This is a genomic window from Brevibacillus sp. YAE8 (assembly GCF_057543335.1).
This window is the reverse complement of record NZ_BAAIYG010000025.1, coordinates 1-25,536: the sequence shown is the minus strand read 5'-3', so window position 1 is coordinate 25,536 and position 25,536 is coordinate 1. Positions and strand designations below refer to the sequence as shown.

General features: G+C 57.8%; 24 protein-coding genes. 1 reads left to right on the top strand and 23 read right to left on the bottom strand.

From position 1 onward, the window contains the following. Positions 1 to 50: 50 nt before the first annotated feature. The 21 genes from AC27IT_RS21725 to AC27IT_RS21625 all read right to left on the bottom strand — a co-directional run bounded on the left by AC27IT_RS21725 (position 51) and on the right by AC27IT_RS21625 (position 22,762). The gene (locus AC27IT_RS21725) at positions 51 to 1,547 is read right to left on the bottom strand and encodes a helix-turn-helix domain-containing protein (RefSeq protein WP_429781909.1); all 1,497 of its coding nucleotides are present in this window, start codon (positions 1,545 to 1,547) and stop codon (positions 51 to 53) included. Positions 1,548 to 1,641: 94 nt separating this feature from the next. After that, on the bottom strand, positions 1,642 to 2,205 hold the full coding sequence (gene lepB, locus AC27IT_RS21720) for a signal peptidase I (protein ID WP_005828450.1): 564 nt from the start codon (positions 2,203 to 2,205) through the stop codon (positions 1,642 to 1,644). 146 nt (positions 2,206 to 2,351) lie between these two features. Further along, entirely contained in the window at positions 2,352 to 3,476 is a 1,125-nt protein-coding gene (locus AC27IT_RS21715) for a sigma-54 interaction domain-containing protein (protein WP_487092088.1), read from the bottom strand. 86 nt (positions 3,477 to 3,562) lie between these two features. Beyond that, positions 3,563 to 4,453, bottom strand: coding sequence for a putative RNA methyltransferase (locus AC27IT_RS21710; RefSeq protein WP_487092087.1), 891 nt, complete (start codon positions 4,451 to 4,453; stop codon positions 3,563 to 3,565). A 242-nt stretch (positions 4,454 to 4,695) separates the two neighbouring features. Beyond that, positions 4,696 to 5,679, bottom strand: coding sequence for an ATP-grasp domain-containing protein (locus AC27IT_RS21705; RefSeq protein ID WP_005828445.1), 984 nt, complete (start codon positions 5,677 to 5,679; stop codon positions 4,696 to 4,698). Beyond that, on the bottom strand, positions 5,676 to 6,956 hold the full coding sequence (locus tag AC27IT_RS21700) for a type III PLP-dependent enzyme domain-containing protein (RefSeq protein ID WP_122952531.1): 1,281 nt from the start codon (positions 6,954 to 6,956) through the stop codon (positions 5,676 to 5,678). The genes AC27IT_RS21705 and AC27IT_RS21700 overlap by 4 nt, the downstream gene beginning before the upstream one ends. Continuing rightward, positions 6,943 to 8,127, bottom strand: a complete 1,185-nt coding sequence (locus AC27IT_RS21695) for a DegT/DnrJ/EryC1/StrS family aminotransferase (protein WP_221843023.1) — start codon at positions 8,125 to 8,127, stop codon at positions 6,943 to 6,945. Before AC27IT_RS21695 ends, AC27IT_RS21700 begins: the two co-directional genes overlap by 14 nt. 2 nt (positions 8,128 to 8,129) lie before the next feature. Next, on the bottom strand, positions 8,130 to 9,158 hold the full coding sequence (locus AC27IT_RS21690; RefSeq protein WP_283858038.1) for a GNAT family N-acetyltransferase: 1,029 nt from the start codon (positions 9,156 to 9,158) through the stop codon (positions 8,130 to 8,132). Continuing rightward, positions 9,127 to 9,774, bottom strand: a complete 648-nt coding sequence (locus tag AC27IT_RS21685) for a sugar transferase (protein WP_238501035.1) — start codon at positions 9,772 to 9,774, stop codon at positions 9,127 to 9,129. Before AC27IT_RS21685 ends, AC27IT_RS21690 begins: the two co-directional genes overlap by 32 nt. After that, on the bottom strand, positions 9,758 to 10,771 hold the full coding sequence (locus AC27IT_RS21680) for a polysaccharide deacetylase family protein (protein WP_283858039.1): 1,014 nt from the start codon (positions 10,769 to 10,771) through the stop codon (positions 9,758 to 9,760). The genes AC27IT_RS21685 and AC27IT_RS21680 overlap by 17 nt, the downstream gene beginning before the upstream one ends. Then, positions 10,737 to 11,963, bottom strand: coding sequence for a glycosyltransferase family 4 protein (locus AC27IT_RS21675; RefSeq protein WP_487092086.1), 1,227 nt, complete (start codon positions 11,961 to 11,963; stop codon positions 10,737 to 10,739). The genes AC27IT_RS21680 and AC27IT_RS21675 overlap by 35 nt, the downstream gene beginning before the upstream one ends. Then, a complete protein-coding gene (locus tag AC27IT_RS21670) occupies positions 11,932 to 13,131 on the bottom strand; it encodes an O-antigen ligase family protein (protein ID WP_025843889.1) in 1,200 nt (399 codons plus the stop codon). Before AC27IT_RS21670 ends, AC27IT_RS21675 begins: the two co-directional genes overlap by 32 nt. 2 nt (positions 13,132 to 13,133) lie before the next feature. Beyond that, positions 13,134 to 13,850 (bottom strand): phosphocholine cytidylyltransferase family protein, encoded by a 717-nt coding sequence (locus AC27IT_RS21665; protein ID WP_005828429.1) that lies wholly within the window; start codon positions 13,848 to 13,850, stop codon positions 13,134 to 13,136. Continuing rightward, positions 13,847 to 14,623: a CDP-alcohol phosphatidyltransferase family protein gene (locus tag AC27IT_RS21660; protein WP_025843888.1), complete on the bottom strand. Its 777-nt coding sequence runs from the start codon at positions 14,621 to 14,623 to the stop codon at positions 13,847 to 13,849. Before AC27IT_RS21660 ends, AC27IT_RS21665 begins: the two co-directional genes overlap by 4 nt. Next, a complete protein-coding gene (locus tag AC27IT_RS21655; RefSeq protein WP_283858042.1) occupies positions 14,620 to 16,041 on the bottom strand; it encodes a flippase in 1,422 nt (473 codons plus the stop codon). Before AC27IT_RS21655 ends, AC27IT_RS21660 begins: the two co-directional genes overlap by 4 nt. 30 nt (positions 16,042 to 16,071) lie before the next feature. After that, positions 16,072 to 16,761 carry a CpsD/CapB family tyrosine-protein kinase gene (locus tag AC27IT_RS21650; protein ID WP_340673473.1) on the bottom strand — a complete coding sequence of 230 codons (690 nt, stop codon included), beginning with the start codon at positions 16,759 to 16,761 and terminating at the stop codon, positions 16,072 to 16,074. Next, entirely contained in the window at positions 16,742 to 17,494 is a 753-nt protein-coding gene (locus AC27IT_RS21645; RefSeq protein ID WP_025843886.1) for a YveK family protein, read from the bottom strand. The genes AC27IT_RS21650 and AC27IT_RS21645 overlap by 20 nt, the downstream gene beginning before the upstream one ends. Then, positions 17,487 to 18,557 (bottom strand): LCP family glycopolymer transferase, encoded by a 1,071-nt coding sequence (locus AC27IT_RS21640; RefSeq protein ID WP_035985995.1) that lies wholly within the window; start codon positions 18,555 to 18,557, stop codon positions 17,487 to 17,489. The genes AC27IT_RS21645 and AC27IT_RS21640 overlap by 8 nt, the downstream gene beginning before the upstream one ends. A gap of 5 nt (positions 18,558 to 18,562) precedes the next feature. Beyond that, positions 18,563 to 20,461 (bottom strand): polysaccharide biosynthesis protein, encoded by a 1,899-nt coding sequence (locus tag AC27IT_RS21635; RefSeq protein WP_025843884.1) that lies wholly within the window; start codon positions 20,459 to 20,461, stop codon positions 18,563 to 18,565. A gap of 44 nt (positions 20,462 to 20,505) precedes the next feature. Continuing rightward, positions 20,506 to 21,786 carry a nucleotide sugar dehydrogenase gene (locus tag AC27IT_RS21630; RefSeq protein ID WP_005828416.1) on the bottom strand — a complete coding sequence of 427 codons (1,281 nt, stop codon included), beginning with the start codon at positions 21,784 to 21,786 and terminating at the stop codon, positions 20,506 to 20,508. Beyond that, a complete protein-coding gene (locus AC27IT_RS21625; protein WP_005828415.1) occupies positions 21,779 to 22,762 on the bottom strand; it encodes an NAD-dependent epimerase in 984 nt (327 codons plus the stop codon). The genes AC27IT_RS21630 and AC27IT_RS21625 overlap by 8 nt, the downstream gene beginning before the upstream one ends. 205 nt (positions 22,763 to 22,967) lie before the next feature. Here AC27IT_RS21625 and AC27IT_RS21620 point away from each other — a divergent pair, with 205 nt between their 5' ends. After that, on the top strand, positions 22,968 to 24,506 hold the full coding sequence (locus AC27IT_RS21620) for a glycosyl hydrolase family 28-related protein (protein WP_283858044.1): 1,539 nt from the start codon (positions 22,968 to 22,970) through the stop codon (positions 24,504 to 24,506). 160 nt (positions 24,507 to 24,666) lie between these two features. Here the strand turns inward: AC27IT_RS21620 and AC27IT_RS21615 are convergent, their stop codons facing one another. Both AC27IT_RS21615 and AC27IT_RS21610 read right to left on the bottom strand, forming a co-directional pair. Continuing rightward, the gene (locus tag AC27IT_RS21615; RefSeq protein WP_005828411.1) at positions 24,667 to 25,062 is read right to left on the bottom strand and encodes a hypothetical protein; all 396 of its coding nucleotides are present in this window, start codon (positions 25,060 to 25,062) and stop codon (positions 24,667 to 24,669) included. Positions 25,063 to 25,305: 243 nt separating this feature from the next. Then, a partial coding sequence (locus tag AC27IT_RS21610) for a hypothetical protein (RefSeq protein WP_487092085.1) occupies positions 25,306 to 25,536 on the bottom strand: 231 nt, incomplete at its 5' end.

Here is a 25,536-nt window from a genome sequence, read left to right as displayed (position 1 = left end):
TCAGGCAAAACAGATGGAATTTTCGAAAAATCTCTCTTTTCTTTCGATTTCTATCTTTTCTTTTGATTTCGTAACAAACGTGGGGTTGTACCCGTCTTTTCCTTAAAAATTTTACTAAAGTAATTGGCGTTGACGAACCCGCTGCGCTCCGCCACCTCCTGCACGGACAGAGCCGTTTCCAGCAGCAGCCGCTGCGCTTCCTTCACGCGCATCGCCGTCAAAACTTGCCGGAAGGAGCTGCCCTGCTTTTGCGCAAACAGCGTGCTGAAGTAAGCCGGACTGCGGTCGACGTGCCGGGCGACATCCTCCAGCCGCAGAGCCGGGTCGGTATAGCGCCCTTCCATGTAGCGCATAGCCTGCTCGATCACGTCTGCCCTGCCCTCGTCGCTGCGGTCGTTTGCGGTATCGAGCAGTTGGTTGATAAACAAAAGCAGCTCGGTTACGATGCGATACAAAATCGGCGCGTACAAAATCGTCTCGAATACGCGGTGGTACCCCTCTTCCAGAAAGGCGCTGTCCAGCCCGTGCGACTTCATGTAGCGCCTCACCTGGGCCAAAATGCTCGTCAACCGAATGCGCAACAGTCCCGGCTCGGGATACGGCTCGTCCTTGTAAAAAAAATGCGCGTACAGCCACTGCTTGAGCTGCTCGCGATTGCCGCTGTGCAGCATGTCGATCCACGCCCGCTGCTCGGCTGGCGTCAGGAACGGATCAAGCATCGTCCAGTTGACCTTTCCGTCGACCATGCTCACCTGCCGATAGCCTTTGAAAAAGCGCAGTTGCAACGCCTGGCTCGCCTGCTCGTATTTTTGCTGCAAGCTCTGTCCGGCGTCTTCCGCCTTGTAAATGACGAGAAACAGCGGGGCGTCGCTCGTCGCCTCCCAGTCCATCAGCAACCGCTTGCCAAACTGGTGCCACTGCGGCCAGGCAAGCGCCGTCTCCGCGGGAAAGACGGCGACAATCGCGTCACCTGTCGGCAGCAGCACTGGCTCGTCGCGAAACGGATAGTCCGCGAAAAAACGCAACAGCTCCGGGTGTCTTTTCGCGTCTTCCAACTGCGCGAGCATGACCGTATGTCCGCCGAGCGGCGACTGCCCCGGCAAAAACAAGTCGCGGTACGAAATCTCCCCGCGCCGTCCCTGGATGCTCCCGGCCCCCTGGTCGATGCGCGCGTCCCCTGCCCGCTCCTGACAAGAGCGCGTCAGCACGCGGCGGATGTACTCCGGGGTTTGCGGCTTCAGCCACAGGTCGCGCGCAGACAGCTCGATGCCTTGCATCGCCCGCTCGAACGTCGCTTCCGAGGTGGTGACGAGCACCGTCGGCCGATACTGGGCAACCAGCAGCTTCAGGCGCTCCCAGTGCGCCTTGTCGATCATGTCCAGCTCGATGTAGACGACCTCGGGAGTATGCGATTCCATCGCCTGAAACAGCTCTGCCGTCGTCCCTGCGCTGTGCACCTTGTCGTACGGGATGGCGCAGCTTGAGACGAGCCAACTGAGCCCTGCCCGCTCTGTCGGGTCCCTGTCCGCAATCAGCAAACTGGGCATTTGCAGCACTCCTTTCCCCGCTTTGTCCAAAAAATGCGACAGCTCTTTTGGCAAACAAAGGTTGCCCTCTCGCGGACAACCTTTGCTCCTTGCTCTATTCTTGTGTCTTAAACGGGTTTTCGATCATCGTGCCCATGATGTGGTCGAGCGGAATAAAGCCGATGTCCCGGGAATCCGTGCTGTGGTTGCGGTTGTCTCCCATGACGAAAATGTGGTCTGCGGGCACCTTCCATTTGCCGTCAGCCACGTACTGCATCGTCTCCTTGATATACGGCTCCTCGAGCGCTTCGCCGTTGCGGTACACCTGGTTGTTTTTGAACTCCAGCACGTCGCCCGGTCTGCCGATGACGCGTTTGACGTACATCGAATGGTCTTCTGCCGTGCCCGTCAACAGCGCCACCAACGGATGGCTGAGGACATCGTCCAAAAAGGACCGCTCGCGCTCCACGCGGCTGTCGATGACCACGATTTCGCCGTAGTCCGGCAAGTACGAAAACGTATGCGGCAGCTTGGACACGTATATGCGCTGCTGATCCTGCAAGGTCGGGTCCATGGAATGACCGTCAACCTTGTAAGGCTGGAACACGAAGATTCCAAGGACCAGGGCGAAAACGACTGCAAAAGCAATCGAACGAATCCATCCCATGATCTCTTTCATTGTGCAATGCCACTCCTCTCTTGCTTCTTCGTTCCCCCTGCTCTCTACCCACCATCATACCATAAAATGCGGCCAATCCAAAAAGCCGGTCCCCTCCTGGGCCGGCTGTGCCGCAAAACGAGACGACAGCAAGAGCGCCGGGCGAATCAGGACAGCCCGTACTCCCGCACTTTTCGAAACAGCGTAGCCCGACTGATGCCAAGCAGCGCCGCCGCCTCCTCTTTGCGGCCGTTTCGCTGCCGCACCTCCTGCATCGCTCGGGCGATCGCGGAGCGCTCCAGCTCTTTGAGCGTGACGATTTGCTTTTGCCCGGCCCCACCACCGTTTTCCGTCCACGCCTTCTCAGTGGCCGCAGCCGCCTGCAACTGCATCATCTGAGCGGGCAAGCTTCCGACCTGCACCCAGGCCGTCGCCTCCATATTGACGGCGTACTCGATCACGTTGGCCAATTCGCGGACATTGCCCGGCCAGTCGTGGCAAAAGAGCAAAGACTGTGTGTCCTGGGAAAAACCGCAGATCGCTTTGCCCAGCTTTTTCGCGTACGTCGCCAAAAAGTCGTTTGCCAACGGCAAAATATCCTCCCGGCGCTCGCGCAAGGAGGGCAAGCGGATCGGGATGACGTGCAGACGGTAGTACAAATCGAGGCGAAACAGCCCGGCCGCGACCCGCTCCTGCAAATCGAGATGGGTCGCCGCGATAATTCGCGCTTCGACCGGAACCGTTTTGCCGCTGCTCCCGAGCCGCTGCAGCTCTTTTTCCTGCAGCACCCGCAACAGCTTGCCCTGCAAATGCAAAGGCAAGTCCCCGATCTCGTCCAAAAACAGCGTTCCTTTGCCTGCCGCTTCGAACACGCCGGGCTTACCGCCTTTTCGCGCTCCGGTAAACGTCCCGTCCTCGTAGCCGAACAGCTCGCTCTCCATCAAATGCTCCGGGATGGCAGCGCAGTTGACGGACAAAAGCGGGGGGTGACGGCGCGGGCTGGCCAGGTGAATCGCTCGCGCAAACATCTCTTTGCCCGTGCCGCTCTCGCCTTGCAGCAAAACCGTCGAATCGCTCGCCGCCACTGTTCGCGCGATCGTTTTCGCCTGGACAATCGCCGGGCTGCCGCCGGAAATCGCCGCAAACGCATCGCCCGTTTCAGCAGCCGTCACCCGTCTCACCATCTCGACGACCTCCTGCACATCGTCCAGCGTGACGACCCATTCCTTGATCGTGTCGTCCAGTTGGATCGGGCGAATGGCGAACAAAAACGACTTGAGTACGCCGCCCACCGCCAGGAAGACCGCTTACGAATCATTCATGGAAGCTCTGTCGCACTTGTCTTGACAATTCGTCCTATAAAAAAACGCCGTCTCGTTCACTTTCTCCCAACAAGAACCGTAAACTCGACAGAAATCTCTCCGCCCTCCAGCTCATGCGCCTTTGCCAGTTGCTCTGGCTCGGCCCCCCACGTCAGCGGCGTCATCTGGATCAGCGCCGCCAGGCTCGGCTGATCCAGCCGAAACGAATACGCCACCCGCTCGCAGTCGATCAGCGAAAAGCTGGCGGCGAAGCGCTGGATCGTCGCTGCATTGGAATACGTCCGGTTGCCCGGCTGCACATAAAGACACTCGCGCAGCTCCCGCAAATATCGCTCGCCCGGCACGACCTTGATGACGAGCCCGTCTTTTTTCAGCATTCGCGCAAACTCCCGCGTATTGGACGGCGACAGCACGTTGAGGATGGCCGCAAAGCGATTGTCGGCAAACGGAGCATTGGCCAGATCGCCGACGCACCAGATCAGCTCGGGGTGCGCCTTGGCCGCGAGGGCGATTCCCGCTTTGGACAGATCGACACCCGCGCCGACGAACGCGACTGGCTGCCGCGCTTTCACCTCTTCGCGAATGCGAGCCAGATGCGAGCCTTCGCCGCACCCGGCATCCAGCACGGACAACGGCTCGCCGCTCGTCGCTGCGTACTCGGCGAGCTTTTCACTGACGGCGGCGTGCAGCGGTGAAAAAAAGCCTTTCTCGGAAATGGTTCTTCTCGACAAAAACATTTCTTGCTCGTACTTCGATCGGTAGCCCGCATTCGCCAGGTGCACATAGCCGTGTCTCGACACGTCGAAGCAATGGCGATTGGCGCATGCAAGGCTGGCTGTATTAGCTGTATGGATGAGCGTCAGCGCCCCGTGGCAAACCGGGCATCTAAGCATCCCGCTATGCCGGGCCAGCAGTTCGGCCTGCCGCTCTTTTCTGGTTGGAAGCATAAAAAAAAAGCACCCCATTCATTCGTAATCGGTGAATGAAAAAAGGCACAGTCAAATAAACCCCGGCTCTCCTTTGGAAAAAACGAGCGGGATCAGGCTAGACTGTACCTTTTCTTACCGATAACGCATGAATTGGGGGCTCATACTCATAGTGGACGACACTCCTGTCAAAATCTTCACGGGGGCATGTCACCCCCGTATCTTTCATTATACAACAGATCGCCCAAGGCCGGCGCGCTTTTTTACATCCCCTCCCCCGTCAGCCGACTGCTGTGGACGAGCATGACCTGATCGTATTTCAGCATGATCGTCCCTGCTTCGTAGTCGCCGATGTTCGGCTTGCTCGCCTCTTTTCGCAAATTGCGGAACAGGGCGGCGACGGCGTTAACGCCGCTTTCATGCGCATGGGGATAGCCGCCGCCAAAGCGCGGATTGATCTCGGAGATCGCGTACTGGTCCCCGAGCAAAAAGCAGTCGATGTCGAACGGCCCGCGAAGCGGCAAGACGGAGACGAGCGACGTCACCAACGACGTCAGCCGCTCGTCCCGGATCGCCAGCGAGCGGTCTGTCTCGCCTGCCCGCATGCGCATTTTTTTGCGCGTAAACAGCGTCGTCAGCTCGCCCGTGACGAGATCGGCGTAGCCGTCCACGCCGTATTCCTCCGCCTGCAAAAACGGCTGGACAATCAGCTCATCCTTCTTATGGGCGAACGCGGCAAGCTCCGCCTCTTTTTCCATACGGACAAGGCCGAGGCTGGCGCTGCCCTTGCGCGGCTTCGCCAATAACGGATAGGTCAGTTCTCCGCAGGCAAGCGCTGCTCGCGCCTCTTCCAGCGTATAAGTAGGCACGCATGGAAGCCCGTGGGCGCGCAAAAAATCGCAGGTCCCCTTTTTGTCGAGACACAGGTTCACCGCATCCAGCCCGGAGACGACGGCCTGCACGCCCAGCCGCGAAAACCGCTCGGCATGGGCGGCGAGCACGCCAAGCTCGGGATCGATCAGGGAGAGCACCGCCTTGATGTCATAGCGCAGGCAAATTTCCTCCAGCGTCTGCACATACGCCGGGTCGTCGATGCGCGGGACGATCTGCCTGTGATGGGCGGCGAACAGCGCAGGAGCGGTCGGGTCGCAGTCCGCCGCGATTATTTTGCCCGCGCTGCCCCACTCCCGGACGAAATACTCGATCAGCTTGACCCTGCGGCCTACGCTCGTCAGCAGCACGTTCATCTACGCGTATCCTCCTGCTTGCCAGCCTGGAATTGAAATTCATAGAGCGACTCCGGGAAAAACTCCGCCAGCGTCTCTTTGCGCCTCGCGACGACGACATCGCGGCCTGCCTTGGCCAATACAGGCGGCCGCTCGCGAATAAACGGCGGATTGAACACGAGCGTGTACGCCCCTGCGTGCCCGAACACGAGAAAATCTCCCGGCTCCGGCACTTTGCCGCGAAAGCCTTGCAGCAAGTAGTCTTTTTCCATGCACGTATAGCCTACTACGTGGTACGTCCCTTCTCTTGCCTCGCTGCTTTGTGTCACGACGCTTACGGGAAGCTGGTACGCGTGCATGGTCGGCTTGATATTGTGGACACTGCCGTCTACAAGCACAAAGCGCTCGCCGCGGTTCTCCTTGACATCCACGACCTGGCAGACGAACTCGACCGCGTCGGCCACAAGCGAGATGCCCGGCTCCAGGATGAGCTGCGGCAGGCGAGTCGTTTCTGCCAGTTCGTCTTTGAGGACAGCGGTGATGGCGAGAGCGTAGTCGTCAAAGCTCGGAACGCCGACCATCCCGAACGTGGCAGGCAGTTCGCCGTAAAACCCGCCTCCGATGTCGATATATTCAAGCTGCTCGCCGAGATGCGCTTTGCCCAGTCGGCACAGCTCGCGGGCAATCTGCCGATACACCCCCACGCTACGGTTCGTGGAAAAATGCCCGTGCAAGCCCGCGACCCGCACATTCGGCACGGCAGCCAGCAGCGTGAGCGCTTGGGCGAAGCGGCCGTTTTCCACGCAAAAGCCGAAGCGGCTCACACCGTAGCCGTTTTGCAGCGGACTGACGCCGCCGCGCGTCAAATCGAAATTGACGCGCAAGCCGACGCGAACCGTCTGTTCGGGATGCTGTCTCGCGTAGGTGAGCACAGGGGCAATCTCCGAAAACGAGTCGAGATTGACCAGGCTGCCCAGCTCCAAGGCGAGCCAGATGTCTTCCGCCGTCTTCAGCGGCCCGTTGAAAATGATCGCGGTCGGCTCGACGCCCAGCTTCAGCGCGAGATCGTACTCCAGCCTGGAGACGACCTCCGCCAGTGCCCCCAGCCGATGCAGGCATTGGCACGCATAAGGCAAGTAGTTCGTCTTGTACGAGTAGCCGACGCTCACCTGTTCATACCGGCTGGAAAAGGCGCGGGAAAACCGCTCGTAATTGTCGCGAAGTCTGTTTGTATCGAGCAAAAAGAACGACGACTGACAACGCTCTCTCCACGCCGCAAGCTGCTCATAACTGTACATGGCCCAGCTCCTTTGCACGTCCTCGTCCTGACAGGCACTGTCTGATAGCCGCGATGACCCGCTCCTGCTGCTGTTCGCTCAGGCTCGAGCCGGAAGGAAGGCAGACGCCCCGCGCATACAGCTCATCGGAGACGCTCTGCTCTGGCAGATGCGGGTAATAGCGGCACCCGGCAAACAACGGCTGGCGGTGCATCGGCTTCCAGACCGGGCGCGCCTCGATGTTTGCCCGCTCCAACGCGTCGATCAGTTGCCCCGCCGTAACCTCTGCCTGCTGCGGATCTACCGTCAGCGCCGTCAGCCAGCGCGTCGCCCGCCCTGTCGGAGCCTCCGGCATGAACGAGATGCCGGGAAGCTGCCGTAGCTTTGCTTCATAGCGCTGGCAGACGCGCCGCCGTGCCGCAATGCGCTCCTCCAGCACCCGCAGTTGCCCTCTGCCGACTGCCGCGAGCAAATTGCTCAAGCGATAGTTGTAGCCCATCTGCTCATGCTCGTAGTGGCGGACCCGCTCGCGGGCCTGCGTCGCCCAAAAACGCGCCCGCTCCAACGCTTCACGATCATCCGAGACGAGCATCCCCCCGCCGGAGGTCGTAATGATTTTGTTCCCGTTGAACGAAAACGCAGCAAAATGCCCGAGCGAGCCGCTCATTCGCCCTTTGTAATCGGCCCCGAGCGATTCCGCCGCATCCTCCACGACCGTCACCTTGTACTCTTCGCACAGCGCAAGCAGCGGTCCCATGTCGGCGCTTTGCCCGTACAAATGGACGATCACGACCGCTTTGGGCAGCTTCTCCTGTCGGGCGGCTTCCTGCAGCGCCCGCTCCAACGCGACTGGCGACATGTTCCAGGTCGCTGCCTCGGAATCGATGAAGACCGGAGTCGCCCCCAGGTACAAAATCGGGTTGGCGCTCGCCACAAACGTCAGGCTGGAGCAAAAAACGGTATCACCCGGCCCTACTCCCGCAAGCCTCAGCCCGAGATGGAGCGCCGCCGTGCCGGAAGAGACGGCAAGCGCCCCCTTCACGCCGACATAGCGGGCCAGCTCCTGCTCAAACGCGTCGACGTGTTCTCCGAGCGGCGCAATCCAGTTGGACGCAAACGCACTGGCGAGCAGCTCCAGTTCCTCTGTCCCCATGTGCGGCGGCGACAAAAAAATGCGTGAGTGTTCCCCCATCGTTACCCTCCCCATGCCCGGTAGGCTGGAAAAAAAGCTCCGGCCTCCGCGCGGTCTGCCTGTCTTTTTTCGCACAACACCCGGTAAGCTGCTTCATCGTGCACTCTTTTGCCCATCCAGTACGGAAAATGGTTCGTTTTGGAAAACGATGCCTTGAAGCGGAACAAGCCGTCCCCGTCGCGGTTGCCCCCGCCGAGCAGCAAATACTCCAGCCCGGCTTCCTTGGCCCGCTGAATCATCGCATCGAACAACAGATGGTTGATCCCGAGCGGCATGTCCGCCTTGTGCGAAGCCCCGAGCTGATAGTGGGCATAGCGGTTTCCACAGAGCATGATCGCGCCTGCGACAGCCATGTCCTCGTGCATGGCGAGCAGGAGGCGCGGCTTGCAGAGCGCGGTTTCCTGGAGCAGTCCTGCAAAAAATTCATTTTCATAGTAATAGGATGGGCCGGCAAAATTGCGCTCCATCGTCTCCCGGTACAGTTGCATGAACGCCCGCAAGCCGGCCTCGCCGCTCGCTTCCACGATGCTCACCTCGTTGGCGACCGCTTTTTTCATGTTGCGCCTGACGTTTTCGCTGTACCGCGCGCGAATTTGCGCGAGCGGCGGCCGGACATCGACGGCGACGGTCGTCCGCACCAGATCGAGCCGCATCTGCTCGCGAAACCGCTCGGCGTTTTTCTCCAGCGGATGAAAGCGCACCGTTTCCGTCACGTAGTTTTGGCTGCGGCAATAGGCGGAAAACTGTGCGGAAAACGACTCTGCCCCCGCTGTCTTCGGCCAAACATGCGGACCGCCGTAGCCGATGGAGACGATATCCGCATACCCCGGAAGCAGAGCGTCGAGGGAGCGGACCAGGTAAGGGTAAAAAATCTGGCAGCCCCCTTCGGAAAAAAACACCGCCTCCGGCACGCCCCCTTCCCTTTCGGCGTAGAGGCTCACGTATTCTTTTGCATAGGAAATGTCCACATGCTTGCATGGACGCAAATAAGCTGTCCAGTCATCCTGATTCGTAAGCACGATCAAACTCACGCATTTCCCTCCTAGCCATCTCCGCCTGTTTGCTCCCGGTGAATTTTTCCATCGTGACGCAACCTTCGTGACTGATCCCCGTTTTTTGCAAAACCCGTTTGACCGTTAACAGCAAAATTTTCAAGTCGAGCCAAAAGCTGCGATTTTCCACGTACCAGACGTCCAGCTCGAATTTTTGTTCCCACGTGATCGCGTTTCTCCCGTTGACCTGCGCCCAACCCGTAATGCCTGGCAAAACCTCGTGCCGCTTCATCTGGCGGGGCGTGTAGAGCGGCAGGTATTCCATGAGTAGCGGCCTCGGGCCGACCAAGCTCAGTTCGCCCCGCAGCACATTCCACAACTGCGGCAGCTCATCCAGGCTGTACTTTCGCAACATCATGCCAAAAGGCGTCAGTCTTTGGGCATCCGGCAGCAATTGTCCGGACGCGTCGCACTGATTGGTCATGGTGCGAAATTTATAAATGGAAAAAGGCTTTCCGTATCGGCCCGGCCGCTCCTGGACAAACAGGACAGGAGCGCCGAGCTTGAAGCGAATCAAAATCGACAGTAGGAGCAGCAGAGGTGAAAAGACGAGCAACAGCGTCAAAGCTACCAAACGATCAAACAGACACTTCATGCCGCCCCTCCCTTTGCCTGCTCCAACTCGCAGCCGCCTCCTCCATGCTCAAACTTTGCATCCCGTACTCGCTGCGCAGCTTCGCATAATACTGCAGCAGCCGCTCCAACATCCGAAGGTTTTCCGTGAGGTGGCTGCCGAAGTTCTCCGGATGCCACCACAGATGGTACAGTCGGCGATTTTTGGCCGCAAAAAGCAGATCGCGCCGGAGCCTGCCCAGCCGGACGTTTTCCAGCCAGCGCAGCCGCGGCGAATACGGCCGCAAAAATCGGCTCGCCGGGACATCGACTAACCCTTCCTGGCTTGCGGAAAGCGGCTCGTACGCGTGATGCCCGCTCAGATTGACGTAGGCGTCGGCAAGGCGCAAAGCCCGTTTGAGCAAAGTGTCTTGCGCTCCCGGGCCCGCCTCGTACATCCACGACCGCTCGTTCCCGCGATACGCGGCGAACCCGTGCTGCTTGCAGACAGCCAGATAGGAGGACGCGAACTGATTGCGCGGAAAGACGATGCTGGTCGGGGTGTACCCTTTCTTGCGCGCCACTCTTTTGAAGGCGGCCAAATCTTCGGCAAACGTTTGGCCGGTCTGTCCCGGCTCCAGGCAATAGTAGTGGGAGTGGGTATGGCTGCCGATGTACTGATGCGGGCAGGAGGAAATCAGCCGGATGAGGGATGGGGCGTAATGATACGGGTCCACCTGCTCGCGCGCGCCAAGCGCTCCCGACTGCACGTAGCGATAAGGCGACAGGTTCGGATCGGCGTAGTCCGGCAGCTCTTTTGGCAGCGTGCCGATCAGCTCCTCGCGCGTCTCGCAGAACAAGAAGCCTACCGTCGCCCAGGTGGCGTGAATCTCGTACTTGTTAAACAGCTCCAGAATCGCCGGGATCACCTGACGAGTCCCCTGCAAGTTCTTCTCGCTGTCAGCTAGCGTCCGCTTGTCGCGAACGCCCCAATACAGCTCAAAATCAAGGGATATGACCAATGCTCCTGTTTTGCCCAAGCCGTTCGTCAACCTCCTTTTCCGTGCGCGGCGGCTCTGTCTTGGCAGCGAGCAGCGCTGCAAACAGCTCGGCCTGCCTCGCGAGTACGTATCGCTCGTTAAAATGCTCCTCCGCCAAATAGCGGCTGTTTTGTCCGTACGCTTCCCTCAGCCGCGCGTCGCAGGCGAGCTTTTTCAGCGCCTTGTACAAATGCTCGGACTGCTTCGGCTCCACCAAAATCCCGTTCACGCCGTCCGTCACCTCTTCGCGGCAGCCGCGAATGTTCGTGGCGACAATCGGCTTGCCCATCGCCATCGCTTCGATAATCGAGCGGGGCAACCCTTCGCGATGCGAAGGCAGGACGAAGATGTCGCTTGCGGCGAGCAGTTGCGGGATGTCGCGGCGAAACCCAGTCAGGACGATTTGCGGATGCTCGCGGCAATGCTCTCGTAGCGCCTTGCCGCGCTGGTCCCGTTCGCTGTCCGACACGTCCCCGACGAGCAACAGCCGCACGCGGCCCGACTCTCGCGCCAGCCTGGAAAACGCGTCCAGCAGCTCGAAAATCCCTTTTTCGCCAACCATCCGCCCTACATAGGCGATGACGAGATCGTCCGCGCCGATTCCAAGCGCCGAACGCACCTTTCTCGCTTCCTCCGGCGACACCGCCTGCGGATGAAACCGCCGCTCGACATCCACCCCGTTGCCGAGATGCATGATTCGCTCCGGCGGCGAAAAGCCGTCCTGCACGCTCAGCTCGTAGTCCTCCCGGCTCTGCAATAGCAAATAGTCTGTCAAATGCTTCGCGAACCACTTTTCCAGGGCGTAGTACAGCCAGTATTCGCCTCGGCTCATGCCGTCGTGAAAATAATAGCCGTGAGCCGTGTAGACGACCGGGCTGACTCCCGCGAGCCTCGCTGCCACCCGGCCCAGCACGGCCGCAACCGGAGTGTGGACGTGCACCGCGTCGTAGCGCTCCCGTTTCATCAGCCGATACAGCGCCAAAATGGAACGCAGGTTGGAGAGCGGCTCGATTTTTCGCTTGATCGCGATCGGCCAGAGGGTGAGGCCCTTGTCCCGCAGCGTCTGAAAACGCCCGATGTCCGTGCAAGCCGTATGCACTTCATGGCCTTCCTCCGCCAGCTTCTGGATGAGCGGCAAGAGCAGACTTTCCACCGTTTGGTCAATTGCGCATATTTGCAAAATTTTTCCCATGCAGGTCACCGCCCTTTCTGATGGAGCCAGAGCTTATCGCGGCTGTCGCACAATAGAGCGCCAGCAAGATCCAGAACAGCGTCTCCCGGATTCCGTTGTGCGTCAAACCGTACACGATTTGAAAAAACAGCGGATACCAGGCGTAGAGCCGATGACCGCGCCCCCCGGCGTACAAGAGCAGGAAAAACAGCAGCGTGCCCACGAGGCCATACGAGAAAAACAGATTGGCGACCGTGGAGTGCAATTCGAGGGCGATGCTGCTTTCAAACCGCTCGTACTGCCCTTCGCCTGCCCCGAAAAACATGTACGCGGGATGGTTCGCGATCCGGTCGTAGCCTCTGGACGCCAGGTTGTCGTCGGAGTCCTCTCCCAACGTTTCCAGCCGCTCCTTGACTTGCGTGTACATCGTCGCCTCGTGCAGCACGTTTTCATTCGTGTATAAGGAGACGCAAAAGAGCAGAAAAAAGCAGGCGAGCACGCAGACGACGTTTTTCCAGAACAGCCCGGTCCGCTCCTTCGACGAGACGAACAGAAAGGCCGCGTACATCAAGACCGCACTTACAATCGCCGCCTTGGACAAGGAAGCGGCGATCACGCTCAACGAGCAGCCGATGACCATAAACAAATAGATGGCTCGGACGGGAAAGAACCGCGCACAAAACAGGCAAATCCCCAGGCAGAGCAGGCCGAAGTACCCGAGCTGGTTCGGATTGTTGAAAAACAGCGACTGACGGAAGTCCTGGTCTCCCGGCGCGAGTCCGAGAAGAAGCGCCAACGTCTGCACCGCGAGCGAGCAGGCGACGGACCAGAACAGCCATTTCGCGTATGCACGCGGCTCGCGCTGGCACAAAACGACGACAGTCAGCAGGACGGCACAGTTGTAGCCGTACCATTTGGTCGACTCGAACACTTCCATGGCGCCGCCCAGCACGATCGCCCACAGTCCGTTGACGAGCAAAATATCGTACAGAAACGCCAGCGTAAGCAGCACAAAAAACCAATACTTGCGCTGCAACTGGTTGACGCGAAACAACAAGGTGTAGGCGATGAGCACCAGCATGATAAAATCCGCTATTTGCGGGTTGCCGCTCGGGAAGAGGTAGAAGGGCTTCAGCAGTACGTAGAGGAACAGAAGAACCTTGTCCAGCGAGAGCTTCACGTTGCCCATCCTCACATCTGGGCCAGATGATTCGTGAAATGAAGAATGCGCTTGTAATCCCCCCATGTATCAACCTCTGCCCAAAACAGCCCCGGCGGAATTTGCGCCACATGCACGTCTCTTTCGCCCAAAAAGGAGTAAAGCACGTTCTCCCACCATAAATCGTGCTGCCGCTCCAGAATCAAACGTTGCAGACGCTCCAGGAACAGCGGCAAAAACTCCTGATGCAGCCGGGCGATGCCGATGTATTCGCCTGTCGTTTCTTCCAGAGGCAGCTCTTTTCCGTGCTTGTGCAGCAGGCCGTGTGCATAGCCGAATTTGTAATCGCCCTCTGCCCTGCGCGAAGGGTCCGCGAACATGACCGGACTTCTCGTCTCCTGCAACACGACGTCCAGCACTTTTTCTTCAAAATAAACATCCGCGTTGAGCAACAGGCAGTCGCTGCCCGTGAGAAACTCGCGGGCGAACCAGAGCGAGGCGATACTGTTCGTGCGGTCGTAAAACGGATTGTGGAAAAAGCGAATGTTCTCGCTGCCGAGCAGACTGGTGATGACATGGGCGCGATACCCGACCACGATGGCGATCTCGTCGATTCCTTTTCGCTTCAGCTCCGAGATCGTATTCTCGATCAACGCCTTGTTCCCGATATCAACCGTGCACTTGGGACTTCCGTCAATTTGCCCGCTGATTCGCGAGCCGAGTCCCGCCGCCATGAGCAGAGCCTTCATTTGCTTCCCCCTCCCTCTTGCCTCGATGCCGTGACGTATTTGACGTTCAGCTTCAGCTTGTAAAGCGCGCGGAGAAGTCCGATCAGCAGATGGTAGGCCGTCCACAAATCGAGAAACTGATGCTGGCCGATAATTGCCCACATCACGGCTGCGATCAGCACCCCGCTCTGGAAGCCTGTCTGGGTGAGAAACAAAAAGACTCCGGCATCGACCCACTTGCTGCGCTTGCGCATGGAGACGGTTTCGTGCGAGATTTTCCCCTGGCCAAAGGCGAGATCCGAGCCATTCGTCGCCAAAATTTCCGTAAAAATCGTAAACAGGATCAAGTAGATCAAATAAGGCCCGAGCGTCGGCTGGCTTTTGGCGACCCCGTAGATCACCGCGAACGAAACGAGATACAGCGAGTAGTTCAGCCCGATATCCAGCCAGACGCCGCCCCTGCTGCTTTGGTTGTTCATGCGGGCGACTTCCCCGTCCACACAGTCAGCGAGATAGCACATCTGATAAAAAAAACAACCGATTAAAAAGGCAGCCGCCGATCCGTACATGAAGGCCGCAGCAGCGATCAGGCCGGCAGCGATTCCCGCAAGCGTGATGGCATTCGGCGAGACGCGCTGCTTTTTCGCCAAAAACAGGCTCACGTAGATGGAAATGCGCCTGGAAAAGTAGTACGACCAAAATTCCTCGCGAACCCATGGCTTTTGCACCTGAATCCGGTATTTCCGAATCTTCTCGCTGTCCCAAAACATGCTCGGATACAAGTCTTCTTTCACCGTAAGCCACCTTCTTCATGACCTCGTCTTCGTAGCAAGACGGAATTTTTTTCAGAGAAGAACGGAATATACCACGTGCGAAACCCGAAATACCGATAAGCCCAATACGAAGCGCAAATGTCCCGGCAGCTTAAACTGATCGCAGTAGCGATGGCTGCTCCCGTAATGCCGAGCCAGGGGATCAGCAGGCCGTTTCCGCAAATATTCAGCAAGGCGGAAAAAACGAGAATATTGCGCGCCGTCTTCTGATGGCCTGTCATGGTCAAGAGCGGGATCACGCTGCCCGAGGAAAAGTTGATGAACTGTCCCAGACAGAGGATGACCAGGACGAGACTGCTTGCTGCGAACTCTTCGCCAAACAGCCCGAGTAGCGGCGCGGCGAAAATGGCGACGAGCAAATTGATCGGCGCAGACGCGAAGAAAATGAGCCGATTGGCAAACGCAATCATTTTCCTCAGCCCGTCCAGATCGCCGCGGGCGTAAATTTCCGAAAATTTCGGCGAAAGCATCGTGTTGATCGAAATGAGCGCGAAGCTCGTCACCATCGAGAGCCGAATGACGACACTGTACACCCCGACTGTCTCCGCGTCCGTAAAAATTCCGAGCATGATCGTGTCTGTCCAGCTCATCACCAGCTCCATGGAGGCGCTCAAATACATCGGAAGCGCCATCGTGCAAAGCGCGCGGAAGCTGATTGCCGGACCTGCCTCCTGCTCCAGCGGCTGTACGCCCGCCCGAAAGTCCCGGGACAAAACATGCCACTTCGCCATGCCGTACAGCGTGTTCAACATGACGGCTGCTGCGAGCAAGCCGATCAGAAGCTGCGAGGTCGGAGCGAACAAAGGCAGGGCGACAAGCAGAAACAGAAGGTGCAAAAAGCGCATGCCGACGGTGTCGACGATCACGGACGCGGTCACGCGGTGCAGCGCGCGAAAAGCCGAGGCGTACAGTCTGCCGAGCGAGACGAACGGCAGCATCCAGGCGATGACCCGCAGTGTCCCGGCGGGCAGCTCGCCTGCAAACACGTAGCGGGAGATGTGCTCCGCAAACAAGTAGAACAGCCCGGACAACAACAGCGAAGGCAGAAACGTCCAAAGCGCCACCTTGCCAAAAAGCTGCCGAATCTTTGCCAGCGCTCCTTGCGCGCGGTACTCGGCCAGCAGGCGGATAATCGCCGTGTCGGTGCCAAACAGCGCCAGCACCATCCCGATATTAAGCAGGGTGATCGCAAGCGAATAGACGCCCAGATTGCCCGCCCCGTACTCTCTTGCGATAAACAACTGCAGCGTATAGAGCAGGACGAACCCGAACAGCCGAAACAAAAACGTAATCGCAGAACCGTGCAGCACTTCGTGTACATCCCGGTTGCCGCGCACTTTGGCCAGTTGCTTGTGCCAGACTAACTTGAGGGCATTCATCGGCGCTAATCGCTCCCGTTTCTGACTCGACTATTCCATGTAGCCATAACCGTAGTAGCCTTCCCGCTTCCCCAGTTTTTTGTTGTTCAGCACGACTCCGAGCAGGTTGGCGCCAGCCGTTTTCAACTGCTCGACCGCGCGAACCGCCGGGTCCCGCTTCGTCTTGCTGGCATCGACCACGAGCACGCACCCGTCTGTTTCCCGGGCCAGCACCATCGCGTCACTCACGATCAGCGGAGGACTGTCCACGATCACCACGTCAAAATTGTTGCGCAGCCTCTCCAGCAACTCCAGCAGGCGCGGCGTTCCCAGAAGCTCCGCCGGACTGTGCGGAATCGGCCCCGCGGTGATGATGGACAGGTGGGGCACGCCGGAGTCCTGAACGATGTCGGAAAACTGGCACATGCCGCTCATATAGGAGCTGACCCCGTACAGATTTGGCATCTCAAACGTGAAGTGGATACGGGGATTGCGCAGGTCGAAATCGATCAGGACCGTCTTGCGCCGATCTTTTGCCATCATCAGCGACAGGTTGGCCGCCGTGACCGTCTTGCCTTCTGATGCGCCCGGACTGCTGACCAAAATCGTCTGCAGCTTCTGCCCTTGCGTGGAAAACAAAATGTTGAGCTTCAAGGTCCGGTAGCCTTCCACCAGCGGGGAGAGCGGCTCCCAGTGAGCAATCAGCTTTTGATAGCGATCGTCAGGCTTCTGCCTTCTCATACTCGCCTCTCACCTCCTCCACCCTTTTTTGCCGAAAATGCTTTTTCGACTTCTTGTCAATGACGGCAATCGTGGCGAGCACAGGCAGTCCCAAATACTCCTCCACTTCCTTTTCCGAGCGCAGCCGGGTATCGAGATGCTCCATGAAAAACACAACGCCGATGGAAGACGCCAGCCCGAGCACGAAGCCGATGATCGAGTTGAGCAGCGGCTTGGGACTGACGGGTTTGGCCGCCGGGTTATGGCGCGCCTCTGCGAGAATGTGCACGTTGTTCATGCTCAGCATTTTGACGACTTCTTCCTGAAAGGTCGTGGCAATCGTATTGGCGATCAGCACGGCTCGCGCCTGATCGGGGTCTTCCACCGTAATGGAAATCACCTGCGAATCTTTGACAGGCTCTACCTTCGTGTGCAGCAAGAGCGCCTCCATGCTCGCCCCTTGTCCGAGCGATTCCACGACCCGCTCCATCACCCGCGGGCTTTCGATGATGACCCGGTACGTCTCGATCAGCTTCAGGTTGGAATCAATCTCGGCTACGGACAATACCCCTTCCGGATTCGAGTTCAAGGAGCGATTCACCAAAATTTCTGTCTTGGCCTGATAGATCGGCGTCAACAGAAAGACGCTGACGAGTGCCGTCCCGATCGTAAAAATAGAAGTAACCAGCAAGATCACGACCCAGCGTTTGGACAAGACCAGCAATATTTCCCGCAGATTCACGGTTTCATTCATTTTGCTCCCCCCTTCGCCCCTCCAGGCTGTCACTAGCTTGGTTCGGCAGTTGACTGTGGGCCGGCTCCGCCAGCTTGCGAAAAGCGGACAGTCGCTCGATCAGCTTTTTTCGCTCTTCCGGGTTGACGATATAGTAGTAGATCCCGTTGATGAGCTGGCCCTTTCCTTCCATGCGGATCGTCTCCACGCTCGATACGGCTGTGCTGTAGTTCTGGACGAGCCTTTTCATGTCGGCAAACGTCATGTTCGTCTTCACGTATTTGGCCATCGTTTCCAGCACTCCGTTCAACGTGGCGGGAGACGCCAAAGCCGCCTTCTTTTGCATCAGCGCTTTCAAAATCAACTGCTGCCGCTCGTTTCTGCCGAGATCGCCGCGCGGGTCCTCGTAGCGCATGCGCGCATAGACGAGCGCCTGCTTGCCGTCCAACTGGATGGGGCCGAGCGGGAAGTGGTAGTCTGCGTAGGTGAAGGCGAGCTGGTTGTCTACCTCGACGCCGCCCAATGTATCAATAATCCCGGCAAAGCCTTCCATATTCGCTGCCACGACATAATCAACGGGAGTCGCGATGAATTGCTCCACCGTGTCCACTGCCTGCTGCAGCCCGCCAAAAGCGTAGGCGTGGTTGATTTTATCCATCGTCTTCGTCTGGGCCATCTGCGTGCGCGTATCGCGCGGGATGCTGACCAAAAGCGCCGACTTTGCCTGCGGATTGACCGTCAGCACGAGAATGACATCCGAGCGCCCCTTGTCGTTTTCCCGCTCGTCGATCCCGAGCAGCAGCACCGTGAACGGCTCCTGCGCTTCCGCTGGCACTGACTCCTGCTGCGGAAGCGAGGACTGCGCCTGCCTGTGCAACGGCTGCTGCCCAGACGATGCCGGGGGCGCGGAAGACGCCAGCGACTTTTGCGTCCGGATCGGGACGTACATGCTCTTCGCCGTCTCTTGCAGCGACACGTACACATATGCCCCGTACCCTCCCACGGCGAGCAGGCAAGCGATCCCTCCGAGCAGCAGCAGACGTCTCCACTTCTTTTTCCGTGCTGCCCTCTTCGTCCTCGTCATCTCCATCATCCTGTCGCTACCGAATACGGCACGGGCTTTGCCTCCTCTTTCGGCTGGGAGGAAGATTGATAATTAGGAATGATTCCTTGCAATATTTCGATGATCGTGGAAGCGTCCTCGATCATCCCGCCTTTTTTCGCAAGCTGCTCCAGGCGGGAAATGGCCGTCAACAGCTCACTCCAGGAAAAGTCGAGCGGCTTGCCGATGAAAATTCGGTCGTGGCAAGTAGAGGTCAGCCCTTCTTCTGCGGTCAACAGTTCTTCATACAGCTTTTCGCCTGAACGGATTCCCGTGTACACAACCGGGATATCTTTTTCCGGCTCCAAACCTGCCAGGCGGATCAGGTCCATCGCCATATCGACAATCTTGACGGGCTTGCCCATGTCGAGCACGAAAATCTCTCCGCCGTGCGCCAGCGCTCCGGCCTGAATCACTAACTGGGCCGCTTCGGGAATCGTCATGAAAAACCGTTCCATGTCCGGATGGGTGATCGTCACCGGACCGCCCGCCTGAATCTGATCGAGGAAAATCGGGACGACGCTGCCTCTGCTCCCGAGCACGTTGCCGAAGCGAACGGCAGCAAAGCGGGTATGCCCGAAACGGTTGTAGCCCTGGATCAGCAGCTCGGCGATGCGCTTGGTGGCGCCCATCATGGAAGTCGGATTCACCGCCTTGTCGGTCGAGATCAGGATAAAATGCTTCGCTCCCGCTTCCAGCGCGCACTCCGCGACATTTTTCGTTCCCAACACATTGTTTTTCAACGCCTCGCTCGGGTTTTGCTCCATCAGCGGCACGTGCTTGTGGGCGGCCGCATGAAAAATGACGGACGGGCGGTACTCGCTCATGATCGCAGCTATTCGCTGCCGGTCGCGAATATCCGCAATCAGGCTGATCGTAGGCAGCTCGGGAAACAGCCGCCCCAGTTCCAGGCTGATTTCAAAAATGCCGTTTTCCTCATTCCCGAGCAAAAGCAGCTTCGCCGGGTCGAAGCGGGCGATCTGGCGGCATAGCTCCGAGCCGATCGAGCCCCCGGCCCCTGTGACGAGCACGACCTGCTGCCGCAAATAGCCGGTGATTTCCTCCAGGTTGATCTCCACTGGCTCGCGTCCCAGCAAATCCTCCAGCCTGACGTTGCGAATCATGTTCATGCTGATTTTGCCGCTGAGAATATCGGAGACGTGCGGCAAAATTTTGACGCTCGCTTTCGTCGTTTTGCAAATGTCAAAAATTTCGCGGATCGTCTGCCGGGAAGCGGACGGCATGGCGATGACGATATCCGAAATGGCCTGCCGCTGCACGATGCGGGGGATGTCCTCTCTTTTTCCGACGACGGGCAAGCCGTACACGCGCAAGTTTTGCTTGCTCGGCTCGTCATCAACGAACGCGATCGGCCGCTGCTCGGACAGAGGCGACCGCCTCATCTCGCGAGCGACCAGCACGCCTGCGCTGCCCGCTCCGACGATCAGTGTCCGCCTTCGGTCCTGGCTTCTTTTTTCCCGCTCCTCGTTCCACCACTTCCAGACGAAGCGCGAGCCCGTAATTCCCGCCAGCACGAACGTCCACGTAAGCAAAAACAGCGAGAGCGGAAAACGGACGGACAAAAACAGCCAATGTCCCACGTTGTTCAAAACGAAGCTGAGCGCAAGGATAGACAGGCTCGTCGCCTTGACAATCGAAACAAGCTCGTTTGCGCTGACGTAGCGGTACACGGGACGGTACAACTCGGCCACGTGCATCCCCGCCAAAACGAACAGTACATGTCCGATTATCAGATACATCGGCTGATAATCGCTTATTTCCGCAAGTGAAAAATCAAATCGAACCAGGCAGGCCAGCCATACAGCTATACTGATAATTCCTGCGTCCGATAAGCTTAACCAGAATCTTCTCTTCCGGTAGCTCATATTCATCGCTCCAGGCTGTCTGCATTCGTTCATCGTGGCTGGCTCTACAAACGCCAGACAACGATGTCAGACGGGCATGTTTTTTGATTCAGCACGCTTTTCACATCCGCGATCACGCCGCACCTTCCGTGCAGCAAAGACGACAGTTCCTCCCAGCCAAGATGCGCGTACTTCGCGTGCGGAACGGCCAGAACCAGTGCGTCGGCGGGCTGCAAATCGTCCCAATCCCGAAGCCTGATGCCGTACTCCGCCCACGTCTTCGCCGAGTCCGCCAGATCGTCCGTCACCTGCACCTCGACCCCGAACTCCCGCAGCTCGTGGACGATATCAATGACCCGGCTGTTGCGAATATCCGGGACATTTTCCTTGAAGGTCATCCCCAAAATCGTCACCCGCGAGCCTTGAATCGGGATATGGCGCCAGATCATCTGCTTGACCAGGGAAGTGGCGACGAATTTTCCCATGCCATCGTTAATGCGGCGTCCCGCCAGGATGACCTGCGGATGATAGCCGACGCTCTCGGCCTTATAGGTCAAATAGTACGGATCGACTCCGATGCAATGGCCGCCGACCAGCCCTGGCGTAAACCGGAGGAAGTTCCACTTCGTTCCGGCCGCTTCCAGCACGTCCGCTGTCGCGATGCCCAATCGGTCAAAAATGATTGCCAGCTCGTTAATCAGGGCGATATTCAGATCGCGTTGCGTGTTTTCGATGACTTTGGCAGCTTCTGCGACCTGGATGGAGGACGCTTTATGAATGCCTGCCTCTACTACCAGCGCGTACATGTCGGCAATCTCGTCGCAAGTCGCCCGGTCCTGGCCGGAGACGACCTTGACGATCCGGGCGAGCCTGCGCTCCCTGTCCCCGGGATTGATCCGCTCGGGAGAATAGCCGACAAAAAAGTCTTCGCCTGCGCGCTTCCCGGACGAGCGCTCCAGCGCTGGAACGCACACTTCCTCTGTCGCGCCAGGGTAAACCGTCGATTCATAGACGACAATCGTCCCAGGCTGCATATGCTTCCCGACCGTTTCCGAGGCGAAGAGCAGCGCGCGCAAATCGGGACGTTTGGCCTCATCGACTGGCGTAGGCACGGTGACGATAATAAAGTCGCACTCCGCAAGCCTGGCGGGATCATCGGTGTAAGTGACGCTCGTGCGCGCCAGCTCCTCCGCCGTATGTTCCCCCGTCTCGTCCCGGCCCGTCTGCAACGCAGCGATTCGTCTCGCGTCCACATCGTACCCGATCACAGGCAGCTTTTCCCCAAATGCGACCGCAACAGGCAATCCGACGTACCCGAGTCCTACGACTCCTACTTTTTTACGCATGGGCGTCACCGTAATAGTGGAGGTACCAATCGACAAAGCGGGAAATCCCTACCTCGATTGGCGTCTGGGGGCGGAAGCCTGTTTCCGCATAAAGGGCATCAACGGAGGCAAATGTAGCCGGAACGTCGCCCGGCTGGATGGGCATATAGTGGCGGTTTGCGGGTTTGTTCAGCTTTTGCTCCAAAATCGCCAGGAACTGTAGCAGTTCTACAGGCTGATGGTTCCCGATATTCAAAACCTGGTGCGGCGGCTTGCCGTCCTGCGGCTCTGGCTGCCGTCCCATGAGCCGGTGGATTCCCTCCACTACATCGTCAATGTACGTAAAATCTCTTATCATTTTTCCGTGGTTGAACACGCGGACAGGCTCTCCCGCCAGGATGGCCCTGGTGAATGTGTACAGCGCCATATCGGGGCGTCCCCACGGTCCGTACACGGTGAAAAAACGCAGTCCTGTCGCAGGAATGCCGTACAGGTGGCTGTACGTGTACGCCATCAGCTCGTTCGCTTTTTTCGTCGCGGCGTACAGGCTGTTCGGCTCATCGACCGGGTCTGTCTCGCAGAAAGGCAGCTTTTTGTTGCCTCCGTACACAGAGCTTGACGAGGCGTAGAGCAAATGCTTGACTCCCGTCTGTCGGCAGCCTTCCAATATGTGCAGGAAGCCCGCGATGTTGGAGGTTGTGTAGGCATGCGGATTTTCCAGGCTGTAGCGGACGCCAGCCTGCGCCGCCAGATGGATGACCCGTTCCGGTCGTATTTTGCGAAACAACCCGTCCATTGTCGTCTGATCGGCAATATCTGCTTTATAGAAGTGGAACTGTTCGAACGCGTGGAGCATTTCCAGCCTTTTCGCCTTCAAGCGGGGATCGTAGTAGTCGTTGCAATTATCCACCCCCCATACGACTTCCCCTCCTTCCAAAAGTCTTTTCGCTACGTGAAATCCGATGAAGCCAGCAGTGCCTGTCACTAAAATCGACATACTTTCCACCTCTTTGCTTATTCATACGGAGGTTCTAGGACAAATATGCCAGCAGGATGAAAGAGGTCGCAGGACGACTTGCACACGCCCTGGGCAAACGGTCACCTTTTTTGCAAAATGGTTGTCAACATTTTTTCGTTTTTGAATGAAATGAAAGAAAGACAATCTTGTGTTGACGAATTGACGAGATGGAGGGAATGGGTGCATGATGCTTGATGTGAAGACGTATGGCGCAAGGGGAGACGGGGTGAGCGATGATACGCAAGCGCTTTCGGCCGCTCTGGCAGCCGCGGTCCAGCAGCAACTTCCGTTGTATTTACCGCCCGGGACCTACGTCATTGAACCTATGAGACTGGCCGTCACACTAGGAAAAGGCAAAAGCCTGGTGATGCAGGGCGCCGGTCCTTTTTCCGTTTTGAAGCGAAAGGCCAATTCTACTGCGGCAGACTGGCGGTGGCTGTTTTCGATCACCTCTGCGGGCGGGGACGCTGATTCGTTCGTCGTGTCCAATCTGAAAATCGACTCCAATGCGCGCGAAAATCCTGTGCCGCAAGACCCGTACGCCTACGAGCACTCCGCCGACTTTTACATTCGCGGCGACGGGCCTGGCAGCTATCTCAACTACGTGCTGCTGCAAAACATCTGGTGCACGGACGGGGTCGCCGACCATTTTTACTTCGCCGGGGAGGCGAACTGCTACGTCCGCTCGGTTTCCATCAGCGATTTTTACAGCGACAGCCGGACGCGCACCCGCTCGGACATTACCGTAACGGGCGGCCTGGAACGGCTGAACGCCGCCAATGTACTATGCGACCGCTTTGAAGTCGAACTGAACGAAGCCTACGACGGCAGCCGTCCGATGCTGGTGAACCTGAGCAATGTCCACTGTCGGCAGCAGCTTGATCTGGAGGGACATACGTCCGCGCCGATTGTCGTGCAGGCGAGCCAGCTCGTTTCCATGGCGAGCTTCAGCCTGAGCTGTTTGACGGGCACGATCAGCGCCTCCACCTTTTACACCGCTGCCGATCAAAAAAACCGCGTCAATTTCATGCGGAACATGACGTTCGCCCACTGCAAATGGGTCCTGCACACGACCGCGCAAGAAGCGGCCAGGACGGTTGGCAGCGGCCTTTCCGTCGACTACGACAACGTCGGCCTCGTGTTCGACGGTTGCAGCTTTGAGGCAGCAGATACCGCCGCTGTCATTGACGGCTACGCGCTCAGCGTCGATCCGTGGGATGTCCCGTCCGAGAGAGTTATTACCGTCCGCAACTGTTCGTTCGATACGCGGCTCAGGCAAAACCTGTTTTTGAACCGCTGCGGGCATGTTTATTTGGAAAACAACCGCTACTCCGGCTCCAATCATGTCATCTCCCTGTATGGCTCCGGCTCCTATCCGCTTTTTCTCACCGTAGACGGCGGAGACTTCAGCCAGGTTAGCGGAAAGATGTTCTACCACAAAACCGCAGACAAAATTACGCTCTCTATGAAAAACGTGCCTGTCCCCATCAGTCTGACGAGCGGCTACAGCTCTGACAACTCTTCCTATCTCCCCAGCGTGGCGATGAACGAGCGAATCGTCTACGCCAGCACGCCTCCCAGCTCATCGGTGAAATACGGCGGGATCAAAGGCGACACACTCCGGCTGATAACGCCTGTCAACGGGCAGCCGTGCGAGTGGATCGCGACCACGACAAACAAGACCGCCTGCACGTGGCTGACGACCAAGACCGCGAAAAGCTAACCCCGACTTTCTGACTTTCCCTTGCAAAACGTGCCGGCGCCAAGCCATTTGGCGGAGCCTTCGTTGTACGCCTACTGGTTAAGAAGCTGTTGCATGCTTATCTGCACAAAAAAACATCCCTCCTCCCTGCTTGCGCACAGGGCAGAAGAGATGTTTTTTACTAGGCGATCCGCTCCAAATCCGGATTGTACCGCTTCACGTATTCGTAGATTTCGTCGTTTTGCAGACGTACCTGACCGAGTGCTCCCACCCGTCCCGCCAGATGCTGGGCAAGCTGCTCCGCGCCTTGCCCGATGCGCCTTTTCGCCGCTTCGGGCAACGTCAACACGTGCGGCACGAGCAATTGCAGGTACCAAACTCCTTTATCTTCCTCGGACACGTCGATTTCCAGCTCCATATCGCTGCTGTCGAAATCGTAGAGGTGGTTGAACAGCGCTTCCCTCGTTTCTTGTGTCAGGGAGGAAATGTCGAGTTTCTCCACGCTCAAGTAATACTCCTCGTTGAACAACACGATCTGGTCATCGATTTGCTGATACTTTTTTGCAAGCGGATTCATTGTCTTGGTCCCCTTCCAGCTATCGCCACAATCTATCCTATAGCATATATGCTGCCGAATATTTCGGCAACGAATTTGACAGAAAATGTTGAATATTCCTCCTGCTCCCCCGCACGATATCCGCGTGACAGCGGGATGGCACGCGTGCCCCTTCATGTCACGGACTGCTTTGAACTGTCCAAAGCGACGCGCTCCCTCCTATGTTTTGGGATGAAGCTGATCCACAATAGAGACACCCTATTTTCATGAACACGGCAGCCGTTGGTTGTGATGAACTGCCATCGTTCCCGGACGGAGGCAATTTTCTACGTTCGAATTGCTGGAAAGTGTTGTTTTTTTGATAGTTTTGAGCACTTTGCATAATTCCATTTTCGAGAAAAAGACAACAGATTTATATGGCCTGTGGTTGGTTTCAATGTCGTGATGTGATGGCTTTGGAAAAATGGGCAGACCTGCAGAATTTTCGTCTATGCT